This is a genomic window from Pedobacter nanyangensis, assembly GCF_003313505.1.
In the GTDB taxonomy this organism is placed as follows: Bacteria; Bacteroidota; Bacteroidia; order Sphingobacteriales; family Sphingobacteriaceae; genus Pedobacter; species Pedobacter nanyangensis.
In genome coordinates this window covers 1-23,783 of record NZ_QMHO01000012.1, presented here as the reverse complement: position 1 = coordinate 23,783, position 23,783 = coordinate 1, and the positions used below count along the sequence as shown (strand labels likewise).

General features: G+C 42.7%; 18 protein-coding genes and 1 tRNA gene. 12 read left to right on the top strand and 7 right to left on the bottom strand.

What is annotated here, in order from left to right; genetic code table 11:
* Window positions 1–2: 2 nt before the first annotated feature.
* Window positions 3–530, bottom strand: coding sequence for a hypothetical protein (locus DUT71_RS16555; protein ID WP_162796084.1), 528 nt, complete (start codon window positions 528–530; stop codon window positions 3–5).
* Window positions 531–711: 181 nt separating this feature from the next.
* Between DUT71_RS16555 and DUT71_RS16550 the strand changes: the two genes are divergently transcribed.
* The 4 genes from DUT71_RS16550 to DUT71_RS16535 all read left to right on the top strand — a co-directional run bounded on the left by DUT71_RS16550 (window position 712) and on the right by DUT71_RS16535 (window position 4,911).
* Window positions 712–1,368 carry an SGNH/GDSL hydrolase family protein gene (locus tag DUT71_RS16550; RefSeq protein ID WP_113663660.1) on the top strand — a complete coding sequence of 219 codons (657 nt, stop codon included), beginning with the start codon at window positions 712–714 and terminating at the stop codon, window positions 1,366–1,368.
* An 84-nt stretch (window positions 1,369–1,452) separates the two neighbouring features.
* Complete coding sequence (gene dnaG, locus DUT71_RS16545; RefSeq protein ID WP_113663659.1) at window positions 1,453–3,417, top strand: DNA primase; 1,965 nt, start codon at window positions 1,453–1,455, stop codon at window positions 3,415–3,417.
* 77 nt (window positions 3,418–3,494) lie between these two features.
* Complete coding sequence (locus tag DUT71_RS16540) at window positions 3,495–3,860, top strand: YraN family protein (protein WP_113663658.1); 366 nt, start codon at window positions 3,495–3,497, stop codon at window positions 3,858–3,860.
* A gap of 13 nt (window positions 3,861–3,873) precedes the next feature.
* Entirely contained in the window at window positions 3,874–4,911 is a 1,038-nt protein-coding gene (locus tag DUT71_RS16535; RefSeq protein ID WP_240186965.1) for a glutaminyl-peptide cyclotransferase, read from the top strand.
* A 29-nt stretch (window positions 4,912–4,940) separates the two neighbouring features.
* On the opposite strand, the gene DUT71_RS16530 is transcribed toward DUT71_RS16535, so the two are convergent.
* Together DUT71_RS16530 and pgi are read right to left on the bottom strand one after the other, a co-directional pair.
* Window positions 4,941–5,465, bottom strand: a complete 525-nt coding sequence (locus DUT71_RS16530) for a DUF4251 domain-containing protein (protein WP_113663656.1) — start codon at window positions 5,463–5,465, stop codon at window positions 4,941–4,943.
* A gap of 82 nt (window positions 5,466–5,547) precedes the next feature.
* A complete protein-coding gene (gene pgi, locus DUT71_RS16525) occupies window positions 5,548–7,194 on the bottom strand; it encodes a glucose-6-phosphate isomerase (RefSeq protein WP_113663655.1) in 1,647 nt (548 codons plus the stop codon).
* 187 nt (window positions 7,195–7,381) lie between these two features.
* Between pgi and DUT71_RS16520 the strand changes: the two genes are divergently transcribed.
* The 8 genes from DUT71_RS16520 (at window position 7,382) to DUT71_RS16485 (ending at window position 17,818) form a co-directional block, all read left to right on the top strand.
* A complete protein-coding gene (locus DUT71_RS16520; RefSeq protein ID WP_113663654.1) occupies window positions 7,382–7,873 on the top strand; it encodes a hypothetical protein in 492 nt (163 codons plus the stop codon).
* A 128-nt stretch (window positions 7,874–8,001) separates the two neighbouring features.
* Window positions 8,002–9,306 carry an amidohydrolase gene (locus tag DUT71_RS16515; protein ID WP_113663653.1) on the top strand — a complete coding sequence of 435 codons (1,305 nt, stop codon included), beginning with the start codon at window positions 8,002–8,004 and terminating at the stop codon, window positions 9,304–9,306.
* Between the two features lie 148 nt (window positions 9,307–9,454).
* A protein-coding gene (gene prfB, locus DUT71_RS16510; RefSeq protein WP_113663652.1) for a peptide chain release factor 2 occupies window positions 9,455–10,529 on the top strand; the annotation gives its coding sequence in 2 pieces (ribosomal slippage) (window positions 9,455–9,514 and window positions 9,516–10,529; 1,074 coding nt in all).
* Between the two features lie 69 nt (window positions 10,530–10,598).
* Window positions 10,599–11,522, top strand: a complete 924-nt coding sequence (locus DUT71_RS16505; protein WP_113663651.1) for an alpha/beta hydrolase — start codon at window positions 10,599–10,601, stop codon at window positions 11,520–11,522.
* Window positions 11,523–11,605: 83 nt separating this feature from the next.
* Window positions 11,606–14,101: a YfhO family protein gene (locus tag DUT71_RS16500; RefSeq protein ID WP_113663650.1), complete on the top strand. Its 2,496-nt coding sequence runs from the start codon at window positions 11,606–11,608 to the stop codon at window positions 14,099–14,101.
* Between the two features lie 23 nt (window positions 14,102–14,124).
* Window positions 14,125–14,198, top strand: a tRNA-Pro gene (locus DUT71_RS16495).
* 380 nt (window positions 14,199–14,578) lie between these two features.
* Window positions 14,579–14,977 carry a VOC family protein gene (locus tag DUT71_RS16490; RefSeq protein ID WP_113663649.1) on the top strand — a complete coding sequence of 133 codons (399 nt, stop codon included), beginning with the start codon at window positions 14,579–14,581 and terminating at the stop codon, window positions 14,975–14,977.
* A gap of 123 nt (window positions 14,978–15,100) precedes the next feature.
* A complete protein-coding gene (locus DUT71_RS16485; protein WP_113663648.1) occupies window positions 15,101–17,818 on the top strand; it encodes an Ig-like domain-containing protein in 2,718 nt (905 codons plus the stop codon).
* Window positions 17,819–17,949: 131 nt separating this feature from the next.
* Here the strand turns inward: DUT71_RS16485 and DUT71_RS16480 are convergent, their stop codons facing one another.
* From DUT71_RS16480 to DUT71_RS16465, 4 genes are all read right to left on the bottom strand, one after another.
* A complete protein-coding gene (locus tag DUT71_RS16480; protein ID WP_113663647.1) occupies window positions 17,950–18,309 on the bottom strand; it encodes a hypothetical protein in 360 nt (119 codons plus the stop codon).
* Window positions 18,310–18,331: 22 nt separating this feature from the next.
* Entirely contained in the window at window positions 18,332–20,782 is a 2,451-nt protein-coding gene (locus DUT71_RS16475) for an outer membrane beta-barrel family protein (RefSeq protein ID WP_113663646.1), read from the bottom strand.
* Window positions 20,783–20,971: 189 nt separating this feature from the next.
* Complete coding sequence (locus tag DUT71_RS16470; RefSeq protein WP_113663645.1) at window positions 20,972–22,588, bottom strand: PspC domain-containing protein; 1,617 nt, start codon at window positions 22,586–22,588, stop codon at window positions 20,972–20,974.
* A gap of 45 nt (window positions 22,589–22,633) precedes the next feature.
* Complete coding sequence (locus DUT71_RS16465) at window positions 22,634–22,981, bottom strand: PadR family transcriptional regulator (protein ID WP_113663644.1); 348 nt, start codon at window positions 22,979–22,981, stop codon at window positions 22,634–22,636.
* Window positions 22,982–23,783 lie beyond the last annotated feature (802 nt).

Genomic DNA, 23,783 nt, shown 5'->3' with positions numbered 1-23,783 from the left:
ACTTAAGGTTTTAATGAGGCATCATTAACCACGTATTTGGCTAACTTTTGCGAGATATTGGCGTAGTCTATCTTTTCTTTTTTGGCATCTAGCTTTAGCTCGGCACCGTGAATTACACTGTGTAAAATCATGCTAAGGCTTACTACTGCCGCAGTTCCGCCTATCCCAACCAATACAGCAACATTGGCATCATCAATAGATTGGGCTGCGGCAATGGTGCCAGCTGCCAAAGCGCCGGTAGCAATTGCATACCCCACATCGCTACGGTGTTTATAAACTTTAATACGGCTTATCTTTTGGTACGCAATTGGGTGTGACACATCTTTTCTATCCACCAAAATCAGCTCTGTTTGGTTAATGGACGTAATTTTACCATGGATTTTCTGGCTTCCTTCCACAAAAACTATTGCCGTATAAGGAGCTCTTTTCTTCTGGGCAAAACTAATCTGGTTAAAAAATAGCGTTAATAAAACAGCAAGTAAAGATTTGGCCAATAATTTCATGCGGGGCGGGTCGAAAAATTTAACCAAAGATAGAGAAACTCTTTAAAATAGCATGTATATTTTAACAGTATGGTTTGAATGAATATTTTGATGCCCGAAAACGCCCGCCTTATGTTTCCACCAATTGAAACTTGATAATTTTGGAAAACAAATGCCCATGTTGTTATTTACAGTCAAACAATTAACTTTAGTGCATAAAAAAAACTAAATGAAAACTGCTTTAAAACTATCCTTAATGGCCTGTGCCATTTTTCTGCTGATTGCTATGAAATCTAATCGTAAACGTGTGGTGTTTTTTGGTGACTCTATTACCCAAGCCGGGGTTAAAGGAAATGGCTACATCAATGTGTTAAAAAAACAGGTAGATACCACTAAATTTGAGCTTATGGGCGCAGGTATTAGCGGCAATAAAGTTTATGATCTTTATTTGCGCCTGGAAGAAGATGTGTTGGCCAAAAAACCGGATTTGGTATTTATTTACGTTGGGATCAATGATGTTTGGCACAAGCAAAGCTCAAGAACGGGCACAGACTATCCGAAATATATCAAGTTTTACCAAGCATTGATCAACAAAATTAAAGCTGCGGGCAGTAAAATAGTACTATGTACACCCTCAGTAATTGGCGAGAAAAAAATGGGTGCCAATGAACTGGATGCCGAATTGGATAAATACGCTGAAGGCATTAGAGAACTTGCGGCTAAAAATAATCTTCCGCTGTGCGATTTAAGAAAAGCCTTTGCCGCCTACGAAGAAAAGAACAATGCACAGGATTTGGAAAAGGGCCTGCTAACTACCGATAGGGTGCATTTGAACGATCAGGGCAATTTATTTGTAGCAGAGCAGATGCTGCCTTTCGTTAAATAACCGTTTATCCCCAGAGCGGGATATAGCGTATATCGAATTATTTATTGCTAAATTTGAAGCCCATTTAGGAAAGGGCAGCAGGAAATGATTACAGCAGAAACCATAGAGAAAATTAAGGAAACGGCACGGATAGAGGAAGTGGTGGGGGATTTCGTGCACCTTAAAAAACGTGGTTCCAGCTTAATTGGCAATTGCCCTTTCCATGGCGAAAAAACACCCTCGTTTCACGTTTCGGTAAACAAGGGCATTTACAAGTGTTTCGGCTGTGGTGTAGCCGGTGATTCGGTTCGTTTTGTAATGGACCACGAGAAGTACACTTACCCGGAGGCCCTAAAATACCTCGCCAACAAATACAATATCGAGGTTGAGGAAACCGTAGAAAGCAAGGAGCAGCTGGAGCTGAACAGCGCCAGAGAAAGCCTTTACATTGTTTCGCAATTTGCGGCCAATTTTTTCGAAGAACAGCTCTGGAACAGCGATGATGGCAGGGCCATTGGCCTCAGCTATTTTAAGGAGCGTGGTTTTAGGGAAGATATCATTAAGAAATTCAACCTGGGCTATTCGCCCGATGTTTGGGATGCCCTTACCCAAGAGGCGGCTAAAAACCAACATGCCGAAGAATACCTGGAAAAAACAGGCCTTTCCATTAGAAATGACAAAGGAAAACTGTACGATAGGTTCCGTGGCCGGGTCATGTTCCCGATACACAATTTTACGGGCAGGGTAATTGGTTTTGGCGGACGTACGCTTAAAACAGATAAAAACGTACCCAAATATGTCAACTCGCCAGAGAGCGATATCTATCATAAATCAAATGTACTTTATGGCCTGTACCACGCCAAAAAGGCCATCCGTGATCAGGATAATTGCTATTTGGTAGAAGGCTACGCCGATGTTCTGGCCGTTCATCAGGCCTATATCGAAAACGTAGTAGCCTCCTCTGGTACCTCGCTCACCATCGAACAAATCAAGCTGATCAGCAGGTTTACCCAAAACGTTACCATTTTATATGATGGTGATGCCGCCGGGATCAAGGCTTCTTTGCGGGGACTGGATATGATCTTGGAGGAGGGACTGAACGTAAAGGTTGTTTCTTTCCCAGATGGCGACGACCCCGATTCGTATATGCACAAAGTTGGTGCAGGTGCATTTAAAACCTACATTGAAGAGCAACGACAGGATTTTATCCTTTACAAAGCCAATATCTTGCTGGCCGAGGCCGGAAAAGATCCCATCAAACGGGCAGGAATCATTAGGGATATCGTAGAAAGTATTGCCAAAATTCCTGATAACATCAAAGCCTCGGTGTTTGTAAGGGAATGCAGCCATCTTTTGGAAATTGAAGAAAGGGTGCTGCTTACCGAGCTGAATGCCATTAAACTGGCTAAGAGCAAAAAGACCGCAGCTGCTACGGCACCAAAGCCATCAAGCTTTGGCCACCCTGATATGCCGCCCGACGACCTTTTTGCAGAAGACGGCCCAGCAGCAGTGCCTATGCCCAGTGCTGCCGAACAAATCAGTTCTGATATCCTGCAGGAAAATGAAATCATAAGGTTGTTGCTTACTTTTGGGCATGAGCTGGCCACTTGGGAGCAAACAGACAATATGTATGTAGGCTCGTTCATTATCCAAAACCTTAGCGATGTAACCTTTGAGGATAGTTTGTGCAACCGGGTAATCGATTATTATCGTAACGAACTTGAAAAGGGCGAACTGCCTACCATTAACCAGTTTTTGAGAAGCGAAGATGGAGAAATAGCCAATTTGGCCATTACCTTAACAACATCACCCTATAGTTTGAGCGAAAACTGGCTGAATAAGCATCAAATTTACGTTAAGGATGAAAGCCAGAACATCAAAGCCGCGGTGCTTGGTGGCTTATATCACCTCAAAAAACGTAAAGTAGATAAAATGCTCACCGACCTGATGAACCAGATCAAGGAAGAAAAAGACGTAACCAATCAAGATATTTTAATGGGCCGCTATGCCCAGGTGAAAAACGTTGAGCGCACGATCTCAAAGTTCTTGGGATCGGTAATCGTTAAATAGTTGCGTATGGTGTGATTTCGAGTGATGAGTCATGAACTGCAACTCGTAACTTGCAACTTTCTACCTAATAACTTAATATGGCAGTTCACAATGATACGGGAAAAGCCGGCGAAAAAGCAGCGGTACAATTTCTACAGCAAAAAGGCTATGAAATTTTGGAGGAGAACTGGACTTTTGGCAAAGCCGAAGTTGATATTGTTGCGCTTCACTCAAATACCATTATCTTTATAGAAGTTAAAACACGCAGTTCGGTAGCTTTTGGGATGCCCCAAGATTTCGTAAGCCCGGCCAAGGAAAGGCAATTGGAGTTGGCGGCGCAGGCCTATATCGAAATTATGGACCACCAGGGCGAGATCAGATTTGATATAATTGCTGTACTTTTAACCAAAAATATTACGTTTAACATCACCCATATCGAAGATGCTTTTTGGCCCTATACGTAAAATATCCCTCCTTTTGTTAGGATGTGCTTCTCTTTTTCAGTTTGCCTGCAACAATAAGGTAGCTAATTATATCACCTTTAGAAATCCTTTGCAGGGCGAGAGTTTTCATGCGGGGAAACCAGTTAAAGTTGAGTTGGATGTCCCCGAAAAAACAGAAGTTCAAAACATCCGCTATTTGATAGATGGCAAGCCGTTTGCCGAAAAAGGCACTAAGGAATTTGTTTGGCTGGATACACAGCACCTGCCATTGGGCTACCGGATGCTTACGGCCATTGTGAAAACCGGCAACCAAATAGATACCATTACCAATAACATTATTTTAACCACAGATAAAAAACCGCAGAAGCTGAAATATACTTTGGTGAACACCTTTCCGCATGATACCTCTTCCTACACACAAGGCTTAAGCTTTGTAGATGGAAAATTGCTGGAAAGCACCGGGCGTAAAGGTTTTTCTCAATTGCGCTGGGTAGATCTGGCCACAGGAAAAGCCCTCAGCGCTGTGCCCTTAAAGCCTGAATATTTTGGCGAAGGCTCCGTTAAGGTAGGCAATAAGATCATTGTGCTAACCTGGCAGGAAAACGTAGGTTTGGTGTATGATGCCGCTTCTTTAAAGGAAATTACTACTTTCCCTTACCAAAGCAGTGCCGAAGGTTGGGGCCTTACCTATGATGGCAAACAATTGTTGCGTAGCGACGGCTCTAACCGCATTTGGAAAATGAATGCCCAAAACTACAAGGAAGAAGGTTTTATAGAGGTTTATGACCATAAAGGCCCGGTAGAACGTTTAAATGAATTGGAATATATTGATGGGAAACTATATGCCAACGTTTACGGCTCCAATAAAATTGTTGTAGTTGATTTGAAAACAGGCCTAGTAGAAGCAGAGCTTGATCTTTCTAAATTGGTGCCTAAAAACTATTTCAAAACAGAGGAAGAAATTGGTAATAATGTACTAAACGGCATTGCTTATGACGAGTCCAATAAGCGCCTTTTTGTAACGGGTAAAAAATGGCCACAGCTGTTTGAGATAAAGCTGGGCCAAAAATAATTGATAAACGTTAAATGTAGGTAACTACTTTACTTACTTACGTTTTCTTTCAAATACCCCTGATAGGTAACGGACTGTTTGTTGTTGCTGTTCAGCGAAAGTGTAACATAACCATTATCGCTAATGTTAAAGGTCAAACGGTAGTTTTCCTTGGCATCTTTGGTTTCAATTACAGTATTCCATCCATGTTTTTTGCCTTTTTGCGATTTGTATTCAAATTTTTTAGAATTGAATTTCACCCCTGTGTCATCTTGGTTAATTGGCGCAGTAAAAGATCTTCCGTAGTAAGGTAAAAAAGCCACCACACTGTCTGGTGTCACTTTTACTTCGTAGTAAGTTTCGGTCAAATTAATGACGCCGCCCTGAACAGCCCCAGTCATTTTACTCATGACCTTGCTAATGTCCTGAGTATTTAAAGGTGTTACCGATCTGGCTACAAAGGTGTAGGCTTTGGCCTCTACAATTTTTGCAGTAGTGGCCTTGTCTGTTTGGGCAACTGCATTTAGGCCACTAAAGGCTAATGCAGTAATCAATAATGTTCTTAACTTATTCATCTTTATGCTTTTTGATCAATGTATAACCATGATGAGCAAAATAAGTAAAATCCATAAATGTTTTATCACCCGTTTGGGGTGATTATTTCCAGCTTTTGTACTGGTTGATCAGGCCGTTGGTAGATGAGTCGTGCGAACTCACTATTTCGTTGCCTATCAGTTCGGGCTGTATCTTTTGGGCAAGTTGCTTGCCAAGTTCTACGCCCCATTGGTCAAAACTGAAGATGTTCCAGATAACGCCCTGCACAAATATTTTATGTTCGTAAACGGCAATTAAGCTACCCAGGCTGTAAGGGGTTACTTTTTTCAATAAAATAGAATTGGTAGGCCTGTTGCCTTCAAAAACCTTAAATGGTGCGAGCTTGGTAATTTGCTCATGTGTTTTGCCGGTTTTGGTCAGTTCTGCTACTACTTCTTCCTCGTCTTTGCCGTTCATTAGTGCCTCGGTTTGCGCAAAAAAGTTCGATAGCAAAATAGGATGATGATTGCCCAATGGATTTAAACTTTGCGCTGGTGCAATAAAATCAGCAGGGACCAACTTGGTCCCCTGATGAATTAGTTGGTAAAAAGCATGTTGCCCATTGGTGCCAGGTTCGCCCCAAATTACCGGGCCGGTTTCGTACATCACAATGTCGCCATTGCGATCTACATATTTGCCGTTGCTTTCCATATCACCCTGTTGAAAATAGGCCGCAAAGCGATGCAGGTATTGATCGTAAGGCAATATCGCTTGGGTTTCGGCGCCAAAAAAATTAATGTACCAAATGCCTAGCATCGCTAAAATTACAGGCACATTTTCTTCAAAAGGAGCGGTAGAAAAATGCTTGTCGGTAGCATGCGCACCGGCCAGCAATTGCTTAAAATTGTCGAAACCAATACCCAGGCTGATGGAAAGTCCAATAGCGCTCCAAAGCGAGTAGCGGCCACCAACCCAGTCCCAAAACTCGAACATGTTCTCGGTATCAATGCCAAAAGCGGCAACATCCCTAGCATTGGTTGATAGTGCCGCAAAATGCTTGGCAATATCAGCTTCGGTAGCACCTTGGCTAAGGAACCAGTTTCTGGCCGTGTGGGCATTGCTCATGGTTTCTTGCGTGGTAAATGTTTTGGAGGCCACTAAAAACAGAGTAGTTTCCGGGTTTACAGTTTTCAATGTTTCCGCAATGTGTGTACCATCAACATTAGAAACAAAGTGCAGGTTTAATCTTGTTTTATAATGCTTTAAAGCTTCGGTTACCATTACCGGCCCTAAATCAGAGCCGCCAATACCAATATTCACTACATCGGTAATTTGCTTGCCGGTGTAGCCTTTCCACTCGCCCGAGATCATTGCCTTGCTGAATTTTTCCATCTTGGCCAAAACGGCATTCACCTCAGGCATCACATCTTTGCCATCTGCTAAAATGGGCGTATTGCTTTGGTTGCGCAAAGCGATATGAAGTACTTCACGGCCTTCGGTTTCGTTAATTTTCTCGCCGCTGAACATCGCCCTGATCGCTTCGTCCAATTTACATTCCTTAGCCAGTTGGATAAGTAATGCCATGGTTTCGTCGTTAATCCTATTCTTCGAGTAATCAAATAAAATATCTTCAAACAATACGGAGAATTTTTGGAAACGGTCAGGATCTTCGGCAAATAGCGCTTTCATGTCCGTTTGGTTGATGTTGATATAATGATCGGCCAGGTACTGGTAGGCCTTAGTGGTCGTGAAATTGATTTTTGGCAACATATAATGGGTTTTTAATCTTGTAAAAATACAAATCTGTAAGTTAAATGTTGGTTAATAATGGCACAGAAATACAGATATTTTATCTTTGGACGATGATCTGGAAACTTTGGCTAAACCAATGCCGAAGAAAAACAATGCTCATTTTCAATATTTTAGCTATATTGGTTAGGATTTAAAATTTACACCTATGTTAGAAAATCTAGAACAATTAGTGAGGGATAATTCCCAAGCATTGGTAATTGACAATGCTCAAGTGCCAAATGAACAAAACGAGCAGGTTATTCAGGCTGCATCGGGTTCCATTGTAGAAGTGCTGAAAGATAAGATCGGATCAGGCAACATCACCGATTTCATCAGTTCCTTTACCCAGGGTGGTGGCCCGGGCGGAAATATGATGGAACAGGCAACCGCTAGTTTTACAGATAAGTTGGGCGGTTTGGGGATCAATGCTGAAACCGCAAAAAATATCGGATCTTCCTTAATCCCGATGGTGCTGTCTAAGTTTTTGAATAAGGCCGCCGATCCTAACGATAGTTCATTTAACCTGCAGGATATTTTAGGCCAGTTTGGTGGCGCCGATGGGAAGTTCGATTTCAACGATGTGAAAGATCTGCTGGGCGGAGAAAAAAACGAGAATGGTGGAGGAGGCCTATTGGACAAACTGAAAGGACTGTTTTAATACGGCGTTTGTAGCACTTGTTGTGGCGGTATGGTTAGGTATTTTGTTAGTACCTGAAGTTGATTTAGGCTATGGCAACTATTTGCAGTGGTTAAAAATTGCTATCTTGTATGCAAACCTAAACGAAGATGAAGAGATTTTTACTTTTAACCGCGGCATTACCCTTATTTGCTGCAGCCCAAAACAATACGCTAAAAACAGACGCCGCCAAACGAGCCGAAGCCATCACCCAAAAAGTGATTGATTGGCGCAGGGATTTCCACCAACATCCCGAACTGGGCAATCAAGAAACACGTACCGCAGAAATTATCGCCAAGCATTTGCAGGCTTTAGGTTTGGAGGTGAAAACGGGGGTAGCAAAAACCGGCGTAGTAGGAGTGCTAAAAGGCGGAAAGCCTGGACCAGTGGTAGCTTTACGTGCAGATATGGATGGTTTGCCGGTAACCGAGCGTGTAAACTTGCCATTTGCTTCTAAAGTACGTACAACCTATAACGGGCAGGAAGTTGGAACCATGCACGCTTGTGGCCATGATTCGCATGTAGCTATTTTAATGGGCGTAGCCGAAGTGCTCACCGGAATGAAAAAAGATCTGGCTGGGACGGTCAAGTTTATTTTCCAGCCCGCAGAAGAAGGTGCTCCCGTGGGCGAAGAGGGCGGTGCCGAACTGATGGTGAAAGAAGGGGTGTTGGAAAACCCAAAAGTAGAAGTGATTTTTGGCCTGCACATTAACTCGCAAACCCCCGTAGGGCAACTTACCTACAAACCAGGAGGAACCATGGCCGCCGTAAACGATATGAAAATTACCGTAACCGGCAGGCAGGCGCATGGCGCATATCCCTGGAGCAGCATTGATCCCATTGTGGTGTCGGCGCAAATTGTGAGTAACCTACAAACCATCGTAAGCCGAAACTTAAATGTTACCGAAAATCCTGGAGTGGTTACCATTGGAAGTATCCAAGGTGGCGTGCGGTCCAACATCATTCCCGAAAAAGTAGAAATGCTAGGTACGGTGCGTAACTTTACCAAAGAAGATGAAGCGATGTTTATTGAGCGCATTAAAACCATTGCAACCAAAACCGCTGAAGCTGCCGGGGCAAAAGCCGAAGTGCTGATCCCCTATAGTGCACATTATCCCGTAACGTTTAACGATATTGCCTTAACCGAAAAAATGTTGCCTACTTTGCAATATACCGCTGGCGCAGACAACGTAAAACTGAAACCACCCGTAACAGGTGCCGAAGATTTTTCTTTTTATCAGGAAAAAGTGCCTGGCTTGTTCTTCTTTTTGGGAGCAATGCCCAAAGGGCAAGACCCGCTAAAAGCCCCATCCCATCATACACCCGATTTTTTTATTGATGAAAGCAGTTTCAATTTAGGGGTAAAAGCTTTGTGTAATTTAACGCTGGATTATATGGGGATGAAGAAAAAATAATGTTTAAGTATTTATCGCCAGCTTAAGCTTTTACAACATTTTAGCTTTGAACCATGAAGGAGCTAAGGGGCATGAAGTTTTCCAATCATCTTAATTTCTCAACGGTTTATAAAATGTCTTAGCAGGTAAAATTCCTATATTTGCCCTTATGACTAAAGAACAGTTGCAGGATTTAAGAGATAGACTAGCTTCTCTGAGGAGGCATCTTTGACGTTGATGAACTTTTATACCAAATAAGCGAGGAGGAAAAAGTTACCCTCGACCCTAACTTTTGGGACAACCCTAAAAAAGCAGAACAGCTATTAGCCCAAATTAGCACTAAAAAGAAATGGACCGAGGGATTTGCACAGGCTAATGCAGCGTACGAGGATACTGCTGTGCTCTATGATTTCCAACAAAGCGGCGATGCCACGGAAGAAGAAGTAGAAGCCCAATACCAGCAAGCTTTAAAAACGGTAGAGGAACTTGAGCTGAAAAACATGCTGAACAGCAAGGAAGATCAGCTAAATGCCGTATTGCAGATTACTGCAGGCGCTGGCGGTACCGAAAGTTGCGACTGGGCCAGTATGCTCATGCGGATGTACATTATGTGGGCCGAAAAAAATGGCTACAAGGTTAGTGAGCAGGATTATCAAGAAGGAGATGTTGCCGGCGTTAAAACCGTAACCTTGGAAATTAGCGGCGAATTTGCCTACGGTTATTTAAAGGGCGAAAATGGCGTACATCGTTTGGTACGGATCTCCCCGTTCGATTCCAATGCACGCCGCCACACTTCTTTTGCCTCGGTGTATGTTTATCCCCTGGTAGATGATACCATCGAAATAGAAATTAACCCTGCCGATATTGAATTTGAAACTTTCAGATCGGGTGGAGCCGGTGGACAGAACGTAAATAAAGTGGAAACCGCTGTGCGCTTATACCACAAACCATCGGGCATTATCATTAAAAACCAAGAATCCAGGTCGCAATTACAGAATAAAGAAAACGCTATCCGTTTATTGAAATCGCAGTTGTACGAAATAGAAATGCGTAAACGCATGGAAGCTACAGCGGCCATTGAAGGAAGCAAAAAGAAAATCGAGTGGGGTTCGCAAATTAGAAGCTACGTACTGGATGATCGGCGAGTGAAAGACCATCGGACCAATTACCAAACTTCTAATCCAGATGCCGTGCTAAACGGCGATATCAACGAGTTTTTAAAAGCTTATTTGATGGAATTTTAACAGGAATTACGATATTAGATTTACGGGTGCAATTTTGTCCTGACCAATTTAACTCATAAACAAATAACAATGACCATATCTTCCACGTTTCGGAATTTCGGACTATTAACATTTTTGCTATTTGTAGCAACTAATTCGAATGCCCAACAGGCAATTTCATTATATGGAGGCGCTATCCCGGGCGCAAAACCTACCCCGGCCGATTATGTAGAGGAAACCACTACCCGCGAAGACAAGGTTGTGAGAACCAGTAAGGTGTCCAAACCTGAACTATATGTTTATCAGCCTGCATCACCAACGGGCACCGCAGTGATTATTTGTCCAGGCGGTGGTTATGGCATTTTGGCTATCGACAAGGAAGGACACGACGTGGCCAGGAAATTTCAAGAAATGGGGGTAACCGCTTTTGTACTGAAATACCGCCTGCCAAGCGATTTGATTATGAAGGATAAAAGCATGGGACCTTTGCAAGATGCCCTGCAAGCCATTTACCTGGTCCGGAAAAATGCAGCACTATGGAGCATTGATCCCAATAAAGTAGGTATCATGGGCTTTTCGGCCGGCGGCCATTTGGCCTCTGCCGCAAGCACCCATTTTGCCGATATGAAAATTGACAACCAAGAGAACATCAGTTTAAGGCCCAGTTTCTCTATCTTAATTTATCCGGTAATTACTTTTGGCACAAACACCCATGCCGGCTCGGTAAAAAACTTGTTGGGAGAAAAACCCACAGAAGAACAAAAAAAATACTTTTCTTCAGAAAGGCAAGTTACAGCCCAAACACCTCCAGCTTTTTTGATACATGCCAATAGCGACAAAACGGTTCCCGTACAAAACAGCTTGCGGTACAACGAAGCCTTGGTAAAAAATAACGTTCCCGCCGAAATGCATATTTACCAAGCAGGGGGGCATGGCTTTGGGCTGTACAATAAAACAACCAACGACGACTGGTTTGAGCGCTTGAAAAACTGGATGCAGGCCAACAAGCTCTAAGCTTTTGGGTAGGCAAAGTTTTTCTTCCAAATCTGTATCAAATTTCTATTTTTGACACTTAGTTTAAAATTAAAATAACCTTAATGAACAATTGGTTAAACAAAAACGGTATTCATATTGCCATTCTAGCAGCATTTGTAGTTATCTGCTTTATCTATTTCAGTCCTGTTTTACAAGGTAAGGCACCAGCGCAAAGCGATGTCATCCAATCAAAGGCCATGCAAAAAGAAATCATGGAGTATAAAGAGAAAGATGGCAAGGGACCACTTTGGACCAACCAAATGTTTGGCGGTATGCCAGCTTATCAAATTTGGGTGCAATATGCCTACAACGGAGCTACCTATGGTATTGCCTTAATTACCAAGGCACTGCCAAATCCGGTAGGTACCGTATTACTTTTATTGGTTGGGGCTTATTTCCTTTTTATTACGTTAAAAGTAAATCCATGGTTGGCAGCAGCAGGGGCCATAGCCTTTGCTTTTACCACTTACAACTTTGTATTAATTGCTACAGGGCACAGTAATAAAGCCTTGGCAATTGGCTTTTTTGCGCCTATTATTGCCAGTATCTTCATGACCCTGCGTGGCCGCTATTTGTTGGGCGCCAGCTTAACGGCCCTGTTTTTGGCTTTGGAAATTAGGGCAAACCACGTTCAAATGACTTATTATCTGTTCCTTTCTTTGCTGATTTTGGTAGGAATAGAGCTATATCAAGCTTATAAAAACAAAACCCTGCCAGCTTTTGGCAAGGCCATTGGCTACCTGGCTGGCTCGGTGGTTTTAGCGGTAATGATTAATGCCAGCTTGTTGTGGACTACCTCGGAGTATGCCGCAGAAACCAACAGAGGCAAATCTAACCTTACCGATACCTCTGCAACCAAGGAAAAAGCGGGCATGAGTAAAGATTATGCTTACATGTGGAGCCAGGGCGTGGGCGAAAGCTTTACTTTCCTGATCCCTAACCTTTATGGCGGCGCATCGGGTATTGACGAACTGGTAAAGCCAGAAAGCAACATGTACAAAGCGGTGGCGGCTGATTTTTCCGGTGGCGACCCAACACAAACTACACAAATCATCCAGCAATTAGCAGGTGGATTTAACATGCAGGAATATTGGGGCGAAAAGCCAGGAACTTCTGGAGGGTATTACTTTGGAGCCATTGTATGCTTTTTATACATCTTTGGCCTGTTCATTGTACGTAGCCGCATCAAATGGTGGATTTTAGCGACCACCGTATTGTTCATGCTGCTATCCTTTGGTAAAAACTTCCCATTGGTGTCCGACCTGTTTTTCAATTACTTCCCACTTTATAACAAGTTCAGGGCAGTTGAATCAATTTTGGCCGTGGTAGGGCTAATGGTGCCTATTTTGGCTTTCCTTGCCTTAAAGGAAGCGCAAGAAAGCAAATTGGAACAAAAGGAACTGGTGAAAAAACTAACCTGGTCGGCCGCAATTACTGGAGGCTTTGCCCTAATTGTAGCCATTGTACCAACGTTGTTCTTCAGCTTTAAAACAAGCAACCATGCTGATATTGTAAAAGCTTTAACACAAGCCTTGCAAAACAATGCCACCGCAGCGCAAAAGTTGGCCAATGCACTTGTAATGGATAGGATTGCCATTGCCAGGGCTGATGCCATAAGAGCCTTTTTGTTTGTGGCAATTGGCTATGGCATTGTTTGGGCCTTTATCACTAAAAAATTAAATACACAGCTGGCCTTTGGTTTGCTGGCCTTTGCTGTTTTAATTGATATGTGGCAAGTTGACCGCAAGTATTTGAACAACAAAAACTTCGAAAGCAAATCAACGCTGGCTAATTATTTCCAACCTAAGGATATTGACCTTTTAATTACCGGGGATAAGGATCCCAACTACCGCGTTTTTGACCAAACCATCAATACTTTCAACGATGCAAGCACTTCTAACTTCCATAAAACCATTGGAGGATACCATGCAGCCAAATTGAAGAGATACGATGAATTGATCCAGCACCAGTTTAGCAAAAGCGTGAACCAGGATGTGCTGGATATGCTGAATGCCAGATACTTCATTACCCAAGACCCTGAAAATGGATCATACCGCATGACCAGAAATACCACTGCCCTAGGTAATGCCTGGCTGGTAAAAAGTGTGCAGTTCGTGAAAAATGCTGATGAGGAAATGAAAGCTATCAGCAGTTTTGATCCTAAGGTTGAAGCAATTGTGGATCAGCAGTACAAAAAATTATTGGACACAACCCGTTTGGGGGCTGATCCAAGTGCGTTCATTAAAATGGAGAAATACCACCCTGATCATATCGAATATAGCTACAGTGCCCCACGGGATGTAATTGCCGTATTTTCAGAAATTTATTACGATAAAGGTTGGAATATGTATGTAGATGGCGTACAAAAACCTTATTTTAGGGCCGATTATGTGCTGCGTGCCGCACAGTTGGAGGCAGGCAACCACAAAGTGGAATTTAAATTTGAGCCTAAATCCTATTACGTAGGGGAGAAAATTTCATTGGCAGGTACTGTTTTATTGATCCTCTGCCTTGGTTTTGCGGGTTATACCGAAAACAAAAGGAAAAAGGCCGCTTAAGATACTGGTGCTTTATGCACCATCGGGATGTAGCGCAGTCCGGTAGCGTACTAGCATGGGGTGCTAGTGGTCGCTGGTTCGAATCCAGTCATCCCGACATTAACCTAAAATGCCTTCAATAGATCTTTGGAGGCATTTTTATTTCTATATTTTTTTTGGAAAAACAAGTTGCTGTAAACCAATTTTTTTGAGTTGGCATTCTGTGTCATCTCCGCTGTGTAACCAACTAAAGATTATTCATAGGAATTAGATGTATGCCTTTCGGGATCAAGAATTATACAAGCTTCCTTGAAAAGCTAGAACTACCTGATGAAAAATATCGGCACGTTTGGTGCGGGGAGGCCGATTAAAACAAACAAATGGTGCCGTTTTGGTATTACGGTCTTTTTATTGCCTCGATGTTTAACAGTTCCAACTGGTGCACCTAAACAAATCCCGGTTGAGAGGTGTTAGCTTAATACCTTAATCATATAGTACATGAAAACAAAAAGAATTTGGGCTAACCTGGCGGTGCAGGACGTAGAACGTACCAGAACTTTTTATGCCCAATTAGGCTTTAGGCCCAATGGTCACAATAACGCGGCAGATTTGGCCAGCTTTCTGTTTGGCGATGACAATTTTATCATCCATTTTTTTCAAAAGGATGTGCTGTTGGCCAACATGCAGGGAACATTTGCCTTGGCAAAGGAGGGCAACGAGGTGATTTTTAGCCTTGCGGCGGATAGCGACGAGGAAGTAGACGACTGGGCCGAAGTTGCCCGCAAGGCAGGGGCCGATATTTTTCAGGAACCAGGAAGGTACGGAGGTTATTATTTTTGTGCTTTTGCCGACCCTGATGGGCACAAGTTCAATATACTGTCTTTGCAAGGGATGTAAGGCTTGGACTAATGCTGGTATTTTGGGGAATGTAAAATTTTGTTAAACTTGGCTGCAATAGCGGTACGGTTGGGCAATAAATCCTATATTTAGCACTCGTAGCACTAAGCAAACCGTTTATTAATGAAAGTAGTTAAAATATTGGTGTTGTTGTTTTGCCTTAGCACCACATGGGCATACGCCCAGCAAGATACCGCCACTCTTAATACCATTATCAATAAAACCAAACGCCTTAACGAGGAGCAGCCGCTTGAAAAAGTGTACCTGCATTTTGATAAGCCCTATTATGCCGTGGCCGATACTATTTGGTTTAAGGCTTATGTGACGGCACAGGGCACGCTGCCATCGCCATTGAGCAAAATTGTTTACGTGGAGCTGTACAATGCGGTTGATTCGTTGGTGCAATCGGTAAAGCTGCCCGTAAAAAACAGTGTGGCCTATGGCAATATCCCGCTGCCAATGAATACCTACAAACAGGGCAATTATTATGTGAGGGCTTATACGTTATGGATGCTCAATTTTGATGCGGATTATTTTTTCTCCAAAAATATTTTGATAGGCGAGGCTATTGACAAGCAGCTGCTGACCAATATTAGCTATACCAATGCGCCTGCGGATAAGGGCATTAAAACTACGGCACGTATACAGTTTAAGGACACGAGCAAAAAGCCACTGGCCAATAGAACGGTTAATTGGCGCCTTTTCCATAACTATGATGTGTTTAGCAGTGGCCGCGGTACTACTGACGCCAATGGATATCTTACGGTAACGGTAACGAGCAAAGCGGGAGATCCCATTAAGAAGGGCACCTTGGTGGCCGATGTGACCATGGCCGATAAGGAATTGGCGAGCGCTAGTTTCAATATCAGGCAAAATGATAATGGGATTGATTTTCAGCTGTTCCCCGAGGGCGGCGAGCTTATTTTGGGCATCCCAAACCAGGTGGGCTTTAAGGCGGTGCTGCCAAACGGCCTGGGAACCGATGTAAAGGGCAGTATTTTGGACGAACAGAATAACGAAGTGGGTACTTTTGCCGCTACTTTTGCCGGCATTGGAAGTTTCTTTGTATCGCCGGAGGCTGGCAAGAGCTATAAGGTGAAATATACCAGTAAAGACGGCATGAGCAAGATGGTAGAAATGCCTAAGGCTGTTGATGGCATTACTTTACAGGTAAGTAGCCCGGCTGCTACAGATATGATTAACCTCCGTATTTTGGCCAGTACGGCATTTTTTGAAGCTAATAAAGAGAAAACGTTTTACCTGGTGGGCCAAAATAGCAATAGCGTGGCCTACGGGGCGCAAATGAACCTGAAAAGCCAGGTGATTACGGTTAAAATTCCGAAACAGAATTTTCCTTCGGGGATTGCGCAGCTTACGCTTTTTAACGAAAGAAGCGAACCGATTAGCGAGCGTTTAGTGTTTGTACTGCATCCCGATGCAATCAACCTGGCCCTCAAAACAGATTTGCCAGCTTATAAACCTAGGCAAAAGGTGAAGGTTAGTTTGGACGCCAAAAGTAAGGGACAGCCTGTGGTGGGGGATTTTTCGGTAAGCGTAACCGACGAGAGCAAGGTGCCCAGCGACGAGAACAATGAAACAACTATACTGAGCTCGCTATTGCTTACTTCGGATTTGAAGGGCTACGTGGAAAAACCCAACTACTATTTCAATAAAACAGACGAAAAGAAATTGGGCGAACTGGACAAGCTGATGTTGACCCAGGGCTACCGCAAGTTTGCCTATAAGGAAATATTGGCTGGGCGCTATCCCAAAATATTTTTACTGCCAGAGCAGGGCATCAGCATTTCGGGTACTTTAAGAGACCTTACCGGGATGCCCATTAAAAAAGGTGCTATGCGAATGATGGTAACGGGAAAACCTATTTCGGCCCAAACCACTACCAGTAACGTGGGCGTGTTTAACTTTAAGGACCTGGTATTTCCCGACTCGTCGCAGGTGGTGATCAGCGCACGCTATAATCCCAACTATAATAATTTGATGATCATGCTGGACGGCGTGCCAAGTGCCGCCAGGGGAACCAATTTGCATGCACCTGATGAGGTCGAGAATATCGATACCGCAATGTCTTCGTACCTGAGCAACAGCCAAAGACAATACCGTTTCATGCGCACCCTCAAAACCGTGGAAATTAAAGGTGGAGCAATTAAGCGGCCTAGCCATGCGGATCATCCGGCGCTATCGGGCTTGAGCCAAGTCCCTGATCGTTTTATTGAAGGGGCCCGCCTGGAAGGGTGTAATATGTTGCTGGAGTGCTTGAAAACTCAGATCCCTAGTTTAACCTACGATTTTCAGGAACAAAAATTTTATATCACCAGGGATTATAATGCGGGTACCCGAGTGGCCGTGGCTATTTTCTTGAATGGTATGTTTGTGGATGCCAATGCCATCAATACGGTTAATGCGCCTGATGTTGAATCGATAGAGGTTTTCCTGAACGACCCGCTTGGTACCGTAGACCGCATGTACGGAACCCGTGGCGTGCTGGTGATCAATACCAAAAAAGCACCTAAAGGTGAAAAGATTTCGAAGCAGGATTTTTTGGAGATGATTCCGAAAAAGTATGAAATAAAATATAACCCACAGGGGTATAGCAAAGAACGAGAGTTTTATTCGCCAAAGTACGGCCCAAATGCCCCAGTAACCAGTAACGATTTAAGAACTACCATTTATTGGAACCCTAAACTTGTGACCGACGAGAAAGGAAATATCAGTTTTGAATTTAACAACGCTGATGGTAAGGGTAACTACAAAGTGGTGGTTGAAGGGATAGATAAAAACGGGAACGTAGGCCGCCATGTGATTAGGTACGTAGTGAAATAGTTTTATGTTAAACCCCTAACGCTGGTATCAAAAACCATTAAGGAATTAAGAGCATTAAAACGAGGCCTCTAAAAGCTTCATATCTCTTCATGCCTTAATGGTTCAAAAGCTAAGATAGTTTCCTATTGCTTTTAATTTACCGCACTTTTAACCTCCCGCACCAGCTTATCAAAAAAATCAAAGCCTTTTTGGTCATTCTTTGCATTTAAAAATTCCATTTCCAGTTTTCCTGGGTTAAAGCGCAGGTAAAAAACAGCTCCGTTGGCCAGGCTCAATTCTTTTCCAGTGCCAAGATTTTTATTCAGCAGCAAGGTATCTTGATCTTTAAAGGAATCCTTTAGTGCCAACAGTACACTTGCCGTTTTTCGTTCCGGATATATGGCTGTCATTTCGTAACGTGTAGCTGTTTTACTTACTTTAACAGATGTACGGCCTTGGTTGCAGGCATAAATTAAGGTTGCCAAAACCATGAATAACATTATTTTTTTCATTGCTAATATGTTAAATTTTCTTTTATCCGCCGGTACGGCCTTTGATGTCGTCAAGTGCTGTTTTTCGGTTCCGGGCTGATTTTACCTGTTGGTTGCCAAAACTGTAGTTGACACTAAGGGTAGCCCTGCGGTTAACATAGTGGTTGGTGATATACATATCCACATTTTGATATTTCATTTGGCCTTCCCAATAGTTGGTATTCAGGATATCATCTACACCTAAACGTAGTTTCAAACGGTTTTGCATCAAGCTTTTTTGTAATCCCAAATTGAGCGCATACTGTGCAATGGTGGTTTCTTCTACGCCCCTTATCCTAGGCGAGTCGTACCAGAAGCTCAACTCGGCCCTAAATGTTTTGGAAAATGTAAACGACTGTGAAGTGTTGAAATTGAAGGAAACCTTAGATTTTTGAAATTGTGCACCTGTTAGCGTTCCATCTTCATAATCCTGATAAATGGCCGAGAAGTTACTTTGCATGCTCCATTGCTTGGTGAATTTGATGGGCACAAACAAATTGGCATTGTACAAGTTGGCATGGCCGAAGTTTTGGCGCTGAACCTCTATTTGTTTGGTGAGGTCATTTTGTCGGCTCACTTGCGTAATCATCCCCTTTACATTGGCGTAGTTAAACGAAAGCGAAAATTCCTTGAAATTGTAGGCAAACTCAATGTTATGGGTAAACTGAGCATTGAGGTAAGGATTTCCGCTGTCGAGGGTGAAAGGATCCAGGTATTGTACAAAGGGGTTCAGTTGCTGATAGCTTGGGCGGTCAATTCGGCGGCTGTAGGAATAATTAAAGCTATGGTTTTTGTTGAGTTCCTGTTTAATAAAGATGGAAGGGAATAAGGATACATAGTTGCGGTCAACAATTTTATTGCTGGTCACCGAATGACCCTTACTATGGGTATGTTCAGCCCTGAGGCCAAGCTGTACTTGCCATTTTTTCCAGTTTTGCGAAAGATTTGTATAAGCCGCATTGATATTTTCTTTGTAGATAAAAAGGTTTGAGCGGCCCAACTGATCAGCCCAAACACCATTGTTCAGTTGTTCGGAAACGAAATCGTTATTCGTATTTACGAAACTGCTTTTTAGCCCCGCTTCCAGTTTCAAGCTTTTGGAAAAAGGCCATGAGAAATCGGTTTTAGCGGCAACAACATTTATTTTGGCGTCAATGATATTGCGCAAACTGGCGTTGTCTGTTTCTTCCAGGGCTACATTAAGGTAGCGGGTGTCAAAGTTGTCATTTCGGTCTAGGCTATAGTTGGCGTAATCAAGGTCGAAGGTAATGTTGGCATCAGCCTTGGGCAAATCATGTTTGATGTTGAAGTTGGCAGTTAAATTCTGCATTTTATTTTTGTTGCCATTTTGCTGTTTAGTATAGCTTAGGGTATGTGTGTTGGCTTGGTATTCATTAACATCTGCATTGCTTAAACCGTTGGTTTCGTTTTTGGCATCAAAGAAATCAACCATTAAGCCCATTACGGTTTTTTTGGAGGCATAATAATCGGCGCCAACTTTGGCCGAGTAGCCCGGGCTTTTTTGCTTGCGATTAAAAGATTGGTCGAAAGTGGTACGCATTGCAGGCGTATTAGCGGTTCTAGCGAGCAAGGTTTGGTTAAAGCCGGTGCGGGTATTATAAGTAGAATTGCCAAAAATGTTCCACTGTTCAGTCCTGTGGTTTAAATTAAGGTTGGCGCTGTGACGGTACAGGTTATTGGGGCCATTTTTAACGGTTCCCCATCCGGTATTTAGTACTGCGCTGCCGTTGGTGCCCAAATTCTTGTTTCTTTTTAGTTTGATGTTGATGATGCCCGCATTGCCTGCCGCATCATATTTAGAAGAAGGATTGGTAATCAGTTCAATACTCCCCACCTGATCACTGGTCATGTTGCTCAATACCGTGGTAATGTCGGCTCCAGAAAGATAATTGGTTTTGCCATCTATCATAATGGTAATGCCTGCTTTGTTATTCAGCTTAATTTGGTCATTCTGGCGGTCTATGGTAATGCCGGGCGCTTTTTCCAAAAGTTCCAAAACACTATTGCCGGCCGCAGTAATATTATTTTCTACGTTTAAAACAGTTTTGTCTGCCCTGCGCTCTACAAAAGGTTTTTGGCCCACTACACTCACCTCTTTCAGCTGCTTGCTGGTGCTTTGCATTTTAACTGCCGGAAGTTGCAGGTCAGTTCCCGTGAAATTGAATTTTTGGCTGCTATAGGTTTGGTAGCCTACCATCTTTACCCTTAGCCAATATTGGCCTTCACCAATGTTTTGGAATTGGTAAAGACCATCCAGGTTTGCCGATGCTTCAAGCTGCTTGTTGCTATCTGTTACCGCGATCAGTTTGATCAAGCAGTAGGGCAGTGCCTCATTGGTTTCAGTAACAATTTTGCCACTGATATTTCCTTTTTTTTGGGCAAAGGAAGCTCCCCACGCCATTAGGCATGTCATTAGTAGTAATATTTTTTTCATGATTTTTTCTCTTTAGGGATCAATGGCTTATAGATGCTTTTGCCATTGCTAGTATCCGGTCATTTTTTAAGCAATACGGTATCCGTCCCCCTTTTTTGGGGGTATTTTACGGGGATAAAATTTTGGTTATAAATTGTTTAGGTATCAGTAAACTCCAGCGTTTTTTTGTTTACTGATACCTGACTATGTTTATGGTTTTTTGGTTTCTTCAGGGTGCTCAAGATCGTAGCTGCACTTCAAGCCTTCTTCGGTCATGATAGATTCGCGATAAGGTTCGTTGTAATCTCCACGGTTATCGCGGCACCAGTAGTACTGATAAAAACTCCAATACCTGTGCGTGTTCTCATTGATGAGTACTCGGCTGCCTACCGGTATTTTTAACAACAGATGTACACGTTGGCTACGCCAAGGCATGTTTTTCTTAAACTGTATGTTGGGGCTAAATACTAATGACGAGTCTTTTTGCACAAATTTGTAGTTGATGTTTTGAACGTGGTTCAATGCAGTTTGGAAATCCCTGCCCTGAGCTTCGTAGGTGGCGGTAATAGAAGCCTTATTATCGTGACTTTTGGCAATTTCGAAACTAACGCTCCTCGGATCTCTAAACATGCCACCGTCATAGCTGTCTACAATAATCCTGTTGCCCATGTTCATTTCCTGTAAATGGTAGCGGATACTGTCTTCCCGGTTAAAAACCATGCTTTTATCCACATCAATAACATAGGTTTGGTACTGTTTAAGCTCTGTTTGCTGCACAAGCTCTGCTTCGTCCTTAAATTCGCCCAAAATTTTGGCAATGTAGTAGGCCGATGAGCCAGTGCCTATCAACCATAAAACCAACAAGGCAAACCACATGTACTTGCTGATTTCGATTCGGTTATTGATCACTTTTAGTGCAAAAAGCACCAAAGCCAAAATAGGGATGAAAAAGGTAAGGAAGGCATTAATGATCACGCCTTCTCTAAAAGGGGTGTTGATCACACTTAGCGGAAAGGCTTGGTAAGCGCTATCGTCCCAAAAGCCAAGTAGCATCCCCAATAAAATAATTAGGCCAATTAAGCAGCCAAAGCCAAATACGATGATAAAAATGGCAATACCCTTTCCGCAGATCTTAAAAATGCCCCTGATCAATCGGCCAAACATTTTGATGATGTTGCTAATGAAGTTGCCCGATTTTTTGACCACCGGTGCTAAATGGTCATTGGCTGATTTCATGTTGGCCTTTAAAGCGGCAAGCTCTTCGTCAAAGCTCTTTTTATAGCCATATAAATTGGTGGCTTCGCCTTTCATTTCCATTCGCTCTGAGCGGGTTGCGGCTCTTGGAATGGCAATCCAGAGGATCAGGTAAACCAAAATTCCTGTACCAGCTACAAAAGTAAGTAGAAAAAAAGCTAGGCGCAGCCAGCGTGCTTCCATATTAAGGTAATGGGATAGCCCGGCACATACCCCGGCAATCACACCCTCGTCGGTATCACGGTATAGTTTTTTGGGGCTGTGGTAGTTGCCAAACTGGCTGTCAACTTTCACTTCCTCCTCCTCTTCGCCAACAAAATCCTGTACACTGCCCATTTGTGCAATTACACCTTGTACATCGGCAACGTCAATTACTTGTTTTTGTGCTTTTTGCAATATTTCTGCAAACATTTCCGCAATGCGGTTTTCAATGTCCTTAACAATTTCAAAATCGTCGGCACTTTTGGCAAAATGCTGTTTAATTTCGTTAAGATAAACCATTAATATTTCATAAGCTTCTTCCTCAATGTGGATGATGGAGTTGCCTATGTTAATGATGATTGTTTTGTTCATGGTCTTATTCTTTATAGTGGCGGGCCACTGGCGTTTGTTTTTTGTTTATTGTTGTGTTGTTGGGTTAGCTCCTTGCTGCGAGGTGGTAATGGCGTAAACCAGTTCCTGCCAGGTGGTATCTAGTTGGGTTAATATTTGGCGGCCTTCTGGTGTAAGCACATAATATTTACGTGGTGGCCCCGAGGTTGATTCGACCCAGTTATAGCTCAGTAAACCATTGTTTTTTAAACGAGTTAGGAGAGGATATAAGGTACCCTCCACTACCAGTAGTTTTGCCCGCTTCAGCTCGGCAATTATATCGGACGCATAAATCTCTCCTCGGGAGATGATTAAAAGCACACAGTATTCGAGTATGCCTTTGCGCATTTGGGTTTGCGTATTCTCTGCTATCATAATACAAAGATATATGTTTAATAATGTACTATGCAATACATAGTACTATAAATTATTTTTCAATACATATTAAGTAGTTGATTTTCAGTTAAATAATTTTTATTTGAGAAATGAAAATTTTATGAATGTTTTCGAAAAGTTGGAAAATACTACTTGAATTTTCAGAAAAACGTATCAGTTTTGAGTGAAATGGACTGGGCGATTTTAAATTTTCTTCTTTGCGTTCTTAGCGGAACTTTTCCTTTTCTTTGCGATAACAGATTATTTAACCGCAAAGGTTTTACAAGTATTCGCAAAGAATGCGAAGACTGGGTGCTTTGATGTTTTTATGAGCCAGTAGGTCGTTAACTAAAGCCGATAGTAACGGAAAGCCCACAGTGAGCCTAGCGAACGAGGACTTGTAATGAGCGGGACTAATGCTGCGATGAAAAGCTGACGAACATTGCTTCTCAAAAATAGAATTTGATGTTTTTATAATGACGATCAGTAGATGAGCTTATGGCTTGTACTGTCATCATCCATTACAAAATTAAACTAGCACCCTGTATTATCACCCACCATTAGAGAAGCGAAAATCCGAAGGATTTCAATCCTTATAGAGAAATATGTACGCGAAATCATGCGACTCCGTAGGAGTCGTACACAAAGAGGCCTATTTTTATAAATATTTGACCTCTTCGAGGTCTTAAACCTGAATTTATGGACAAGGTTTATACTTTTTGCTCATGGAAACCAGGTTTATTAAACCCGATTGTAATGGAAAGCCCACAGCCGAGTAAAGCGAGGCAAGGACTTGTAATGA

Coding starts and splice junctions, on each gene's coding strand:
- DUT71_RS16550 (WP_113663660.1), top strand. CDS start 712: ATGAAAACTGCTTTAAAACTATCCTTAATGGCCTGTGCCATTTTTCTG.
- dnaG (WP_113663659.1), top strand. CDS start 1,453: ATGATTACAGCAGAAACCATAGAGAAAATTAAGGAAACGGCACGGATA.
- DUT71_RS16540 (WP_113663658.1), top strand. CDS start 3,495: ATGGCAGTTCACAATGATACGGGAAAAGCCGGCGAAAAAGCAGCGGTA.
- DUT71_RS16530 (WP_113663656.1), bottom strand. CDS start 5,465: ATGAATAAGTTAAGAACATTATTGATTACTGCATTAGCCTTTAGTGGC.
- pgi (WP_113663655.1), bottom strand. CDS start 7,194: ATGTTGCCAAAAATCAATTTCACGACCACTAAGGCCTACCAGTACCTG.
- DUT71_RS16520 (WP_113663654.1), top strand. CDS start 7,382: ATGTTAGAAAATCTAGAACAATTAGTGAGGGATAATTCCCAAGCATTG.
- DUT71_RS16515 (WP_113663653.1), top strand. CDS start 8,002: ATGAAGAGATTTTTACTTTTAACCGCGGCATTACCCTTATTTGCTGCA.
- DUT71_RS16505 (WP_113663651.1), top strand. CDS start 10,599: ATGACCATATCTTCCACGTTTCGGAATTTCGGACTATTAACATTTTTG.
- DUT71_RS16500 (WP_113663650.1), top strand. CDS start 11,606: ATGAACAATTGGTTAAACAAAAACGGTATTCATATTGCCATTCTAGCA.
- DUT71_RS16490 (WP_113663649.1), top strand. CDS start 14,579: ATGAAAACAAAAAGAATTTGGGCTAACCTGGCGGTGCAGGACGTAGAA.
- DUT71_RS16485 (WP_113663648.1), top strand. CDS start 15,101: ATGAAAGTAGTTAAAATATTGGTGTTGTTGTTTTGCCTTAGCACCACA.
- DUT71_RS16480 (WP_113663647.1), bottom strand. CDS start 18,309: ATGAAAAAAATAATGTTATTCATGGTTTTGGCAACCTTAATTTATGCC.
- DUT71_RS16475 (WP_113663646.1), bottom strand. CDS start 20,782: ATGAAAAAAATATTACTACTAATGACATGCCTAATGGCGTGGGGAGCT.
- DUT71_RS16470 (WP_113663645.1), bottom strand. CDS start 22,588: ATGAACAAAACAATCATCATTAACATAGGCAACTCCATCATCCACATT.
- DUT71_RS16465 (WP_113663644.1), bottom strand. CDS start 22,981: ATGATAGCAGAGAATACGCAAACCCAAATGCGCAAAGGCATACTCGAA.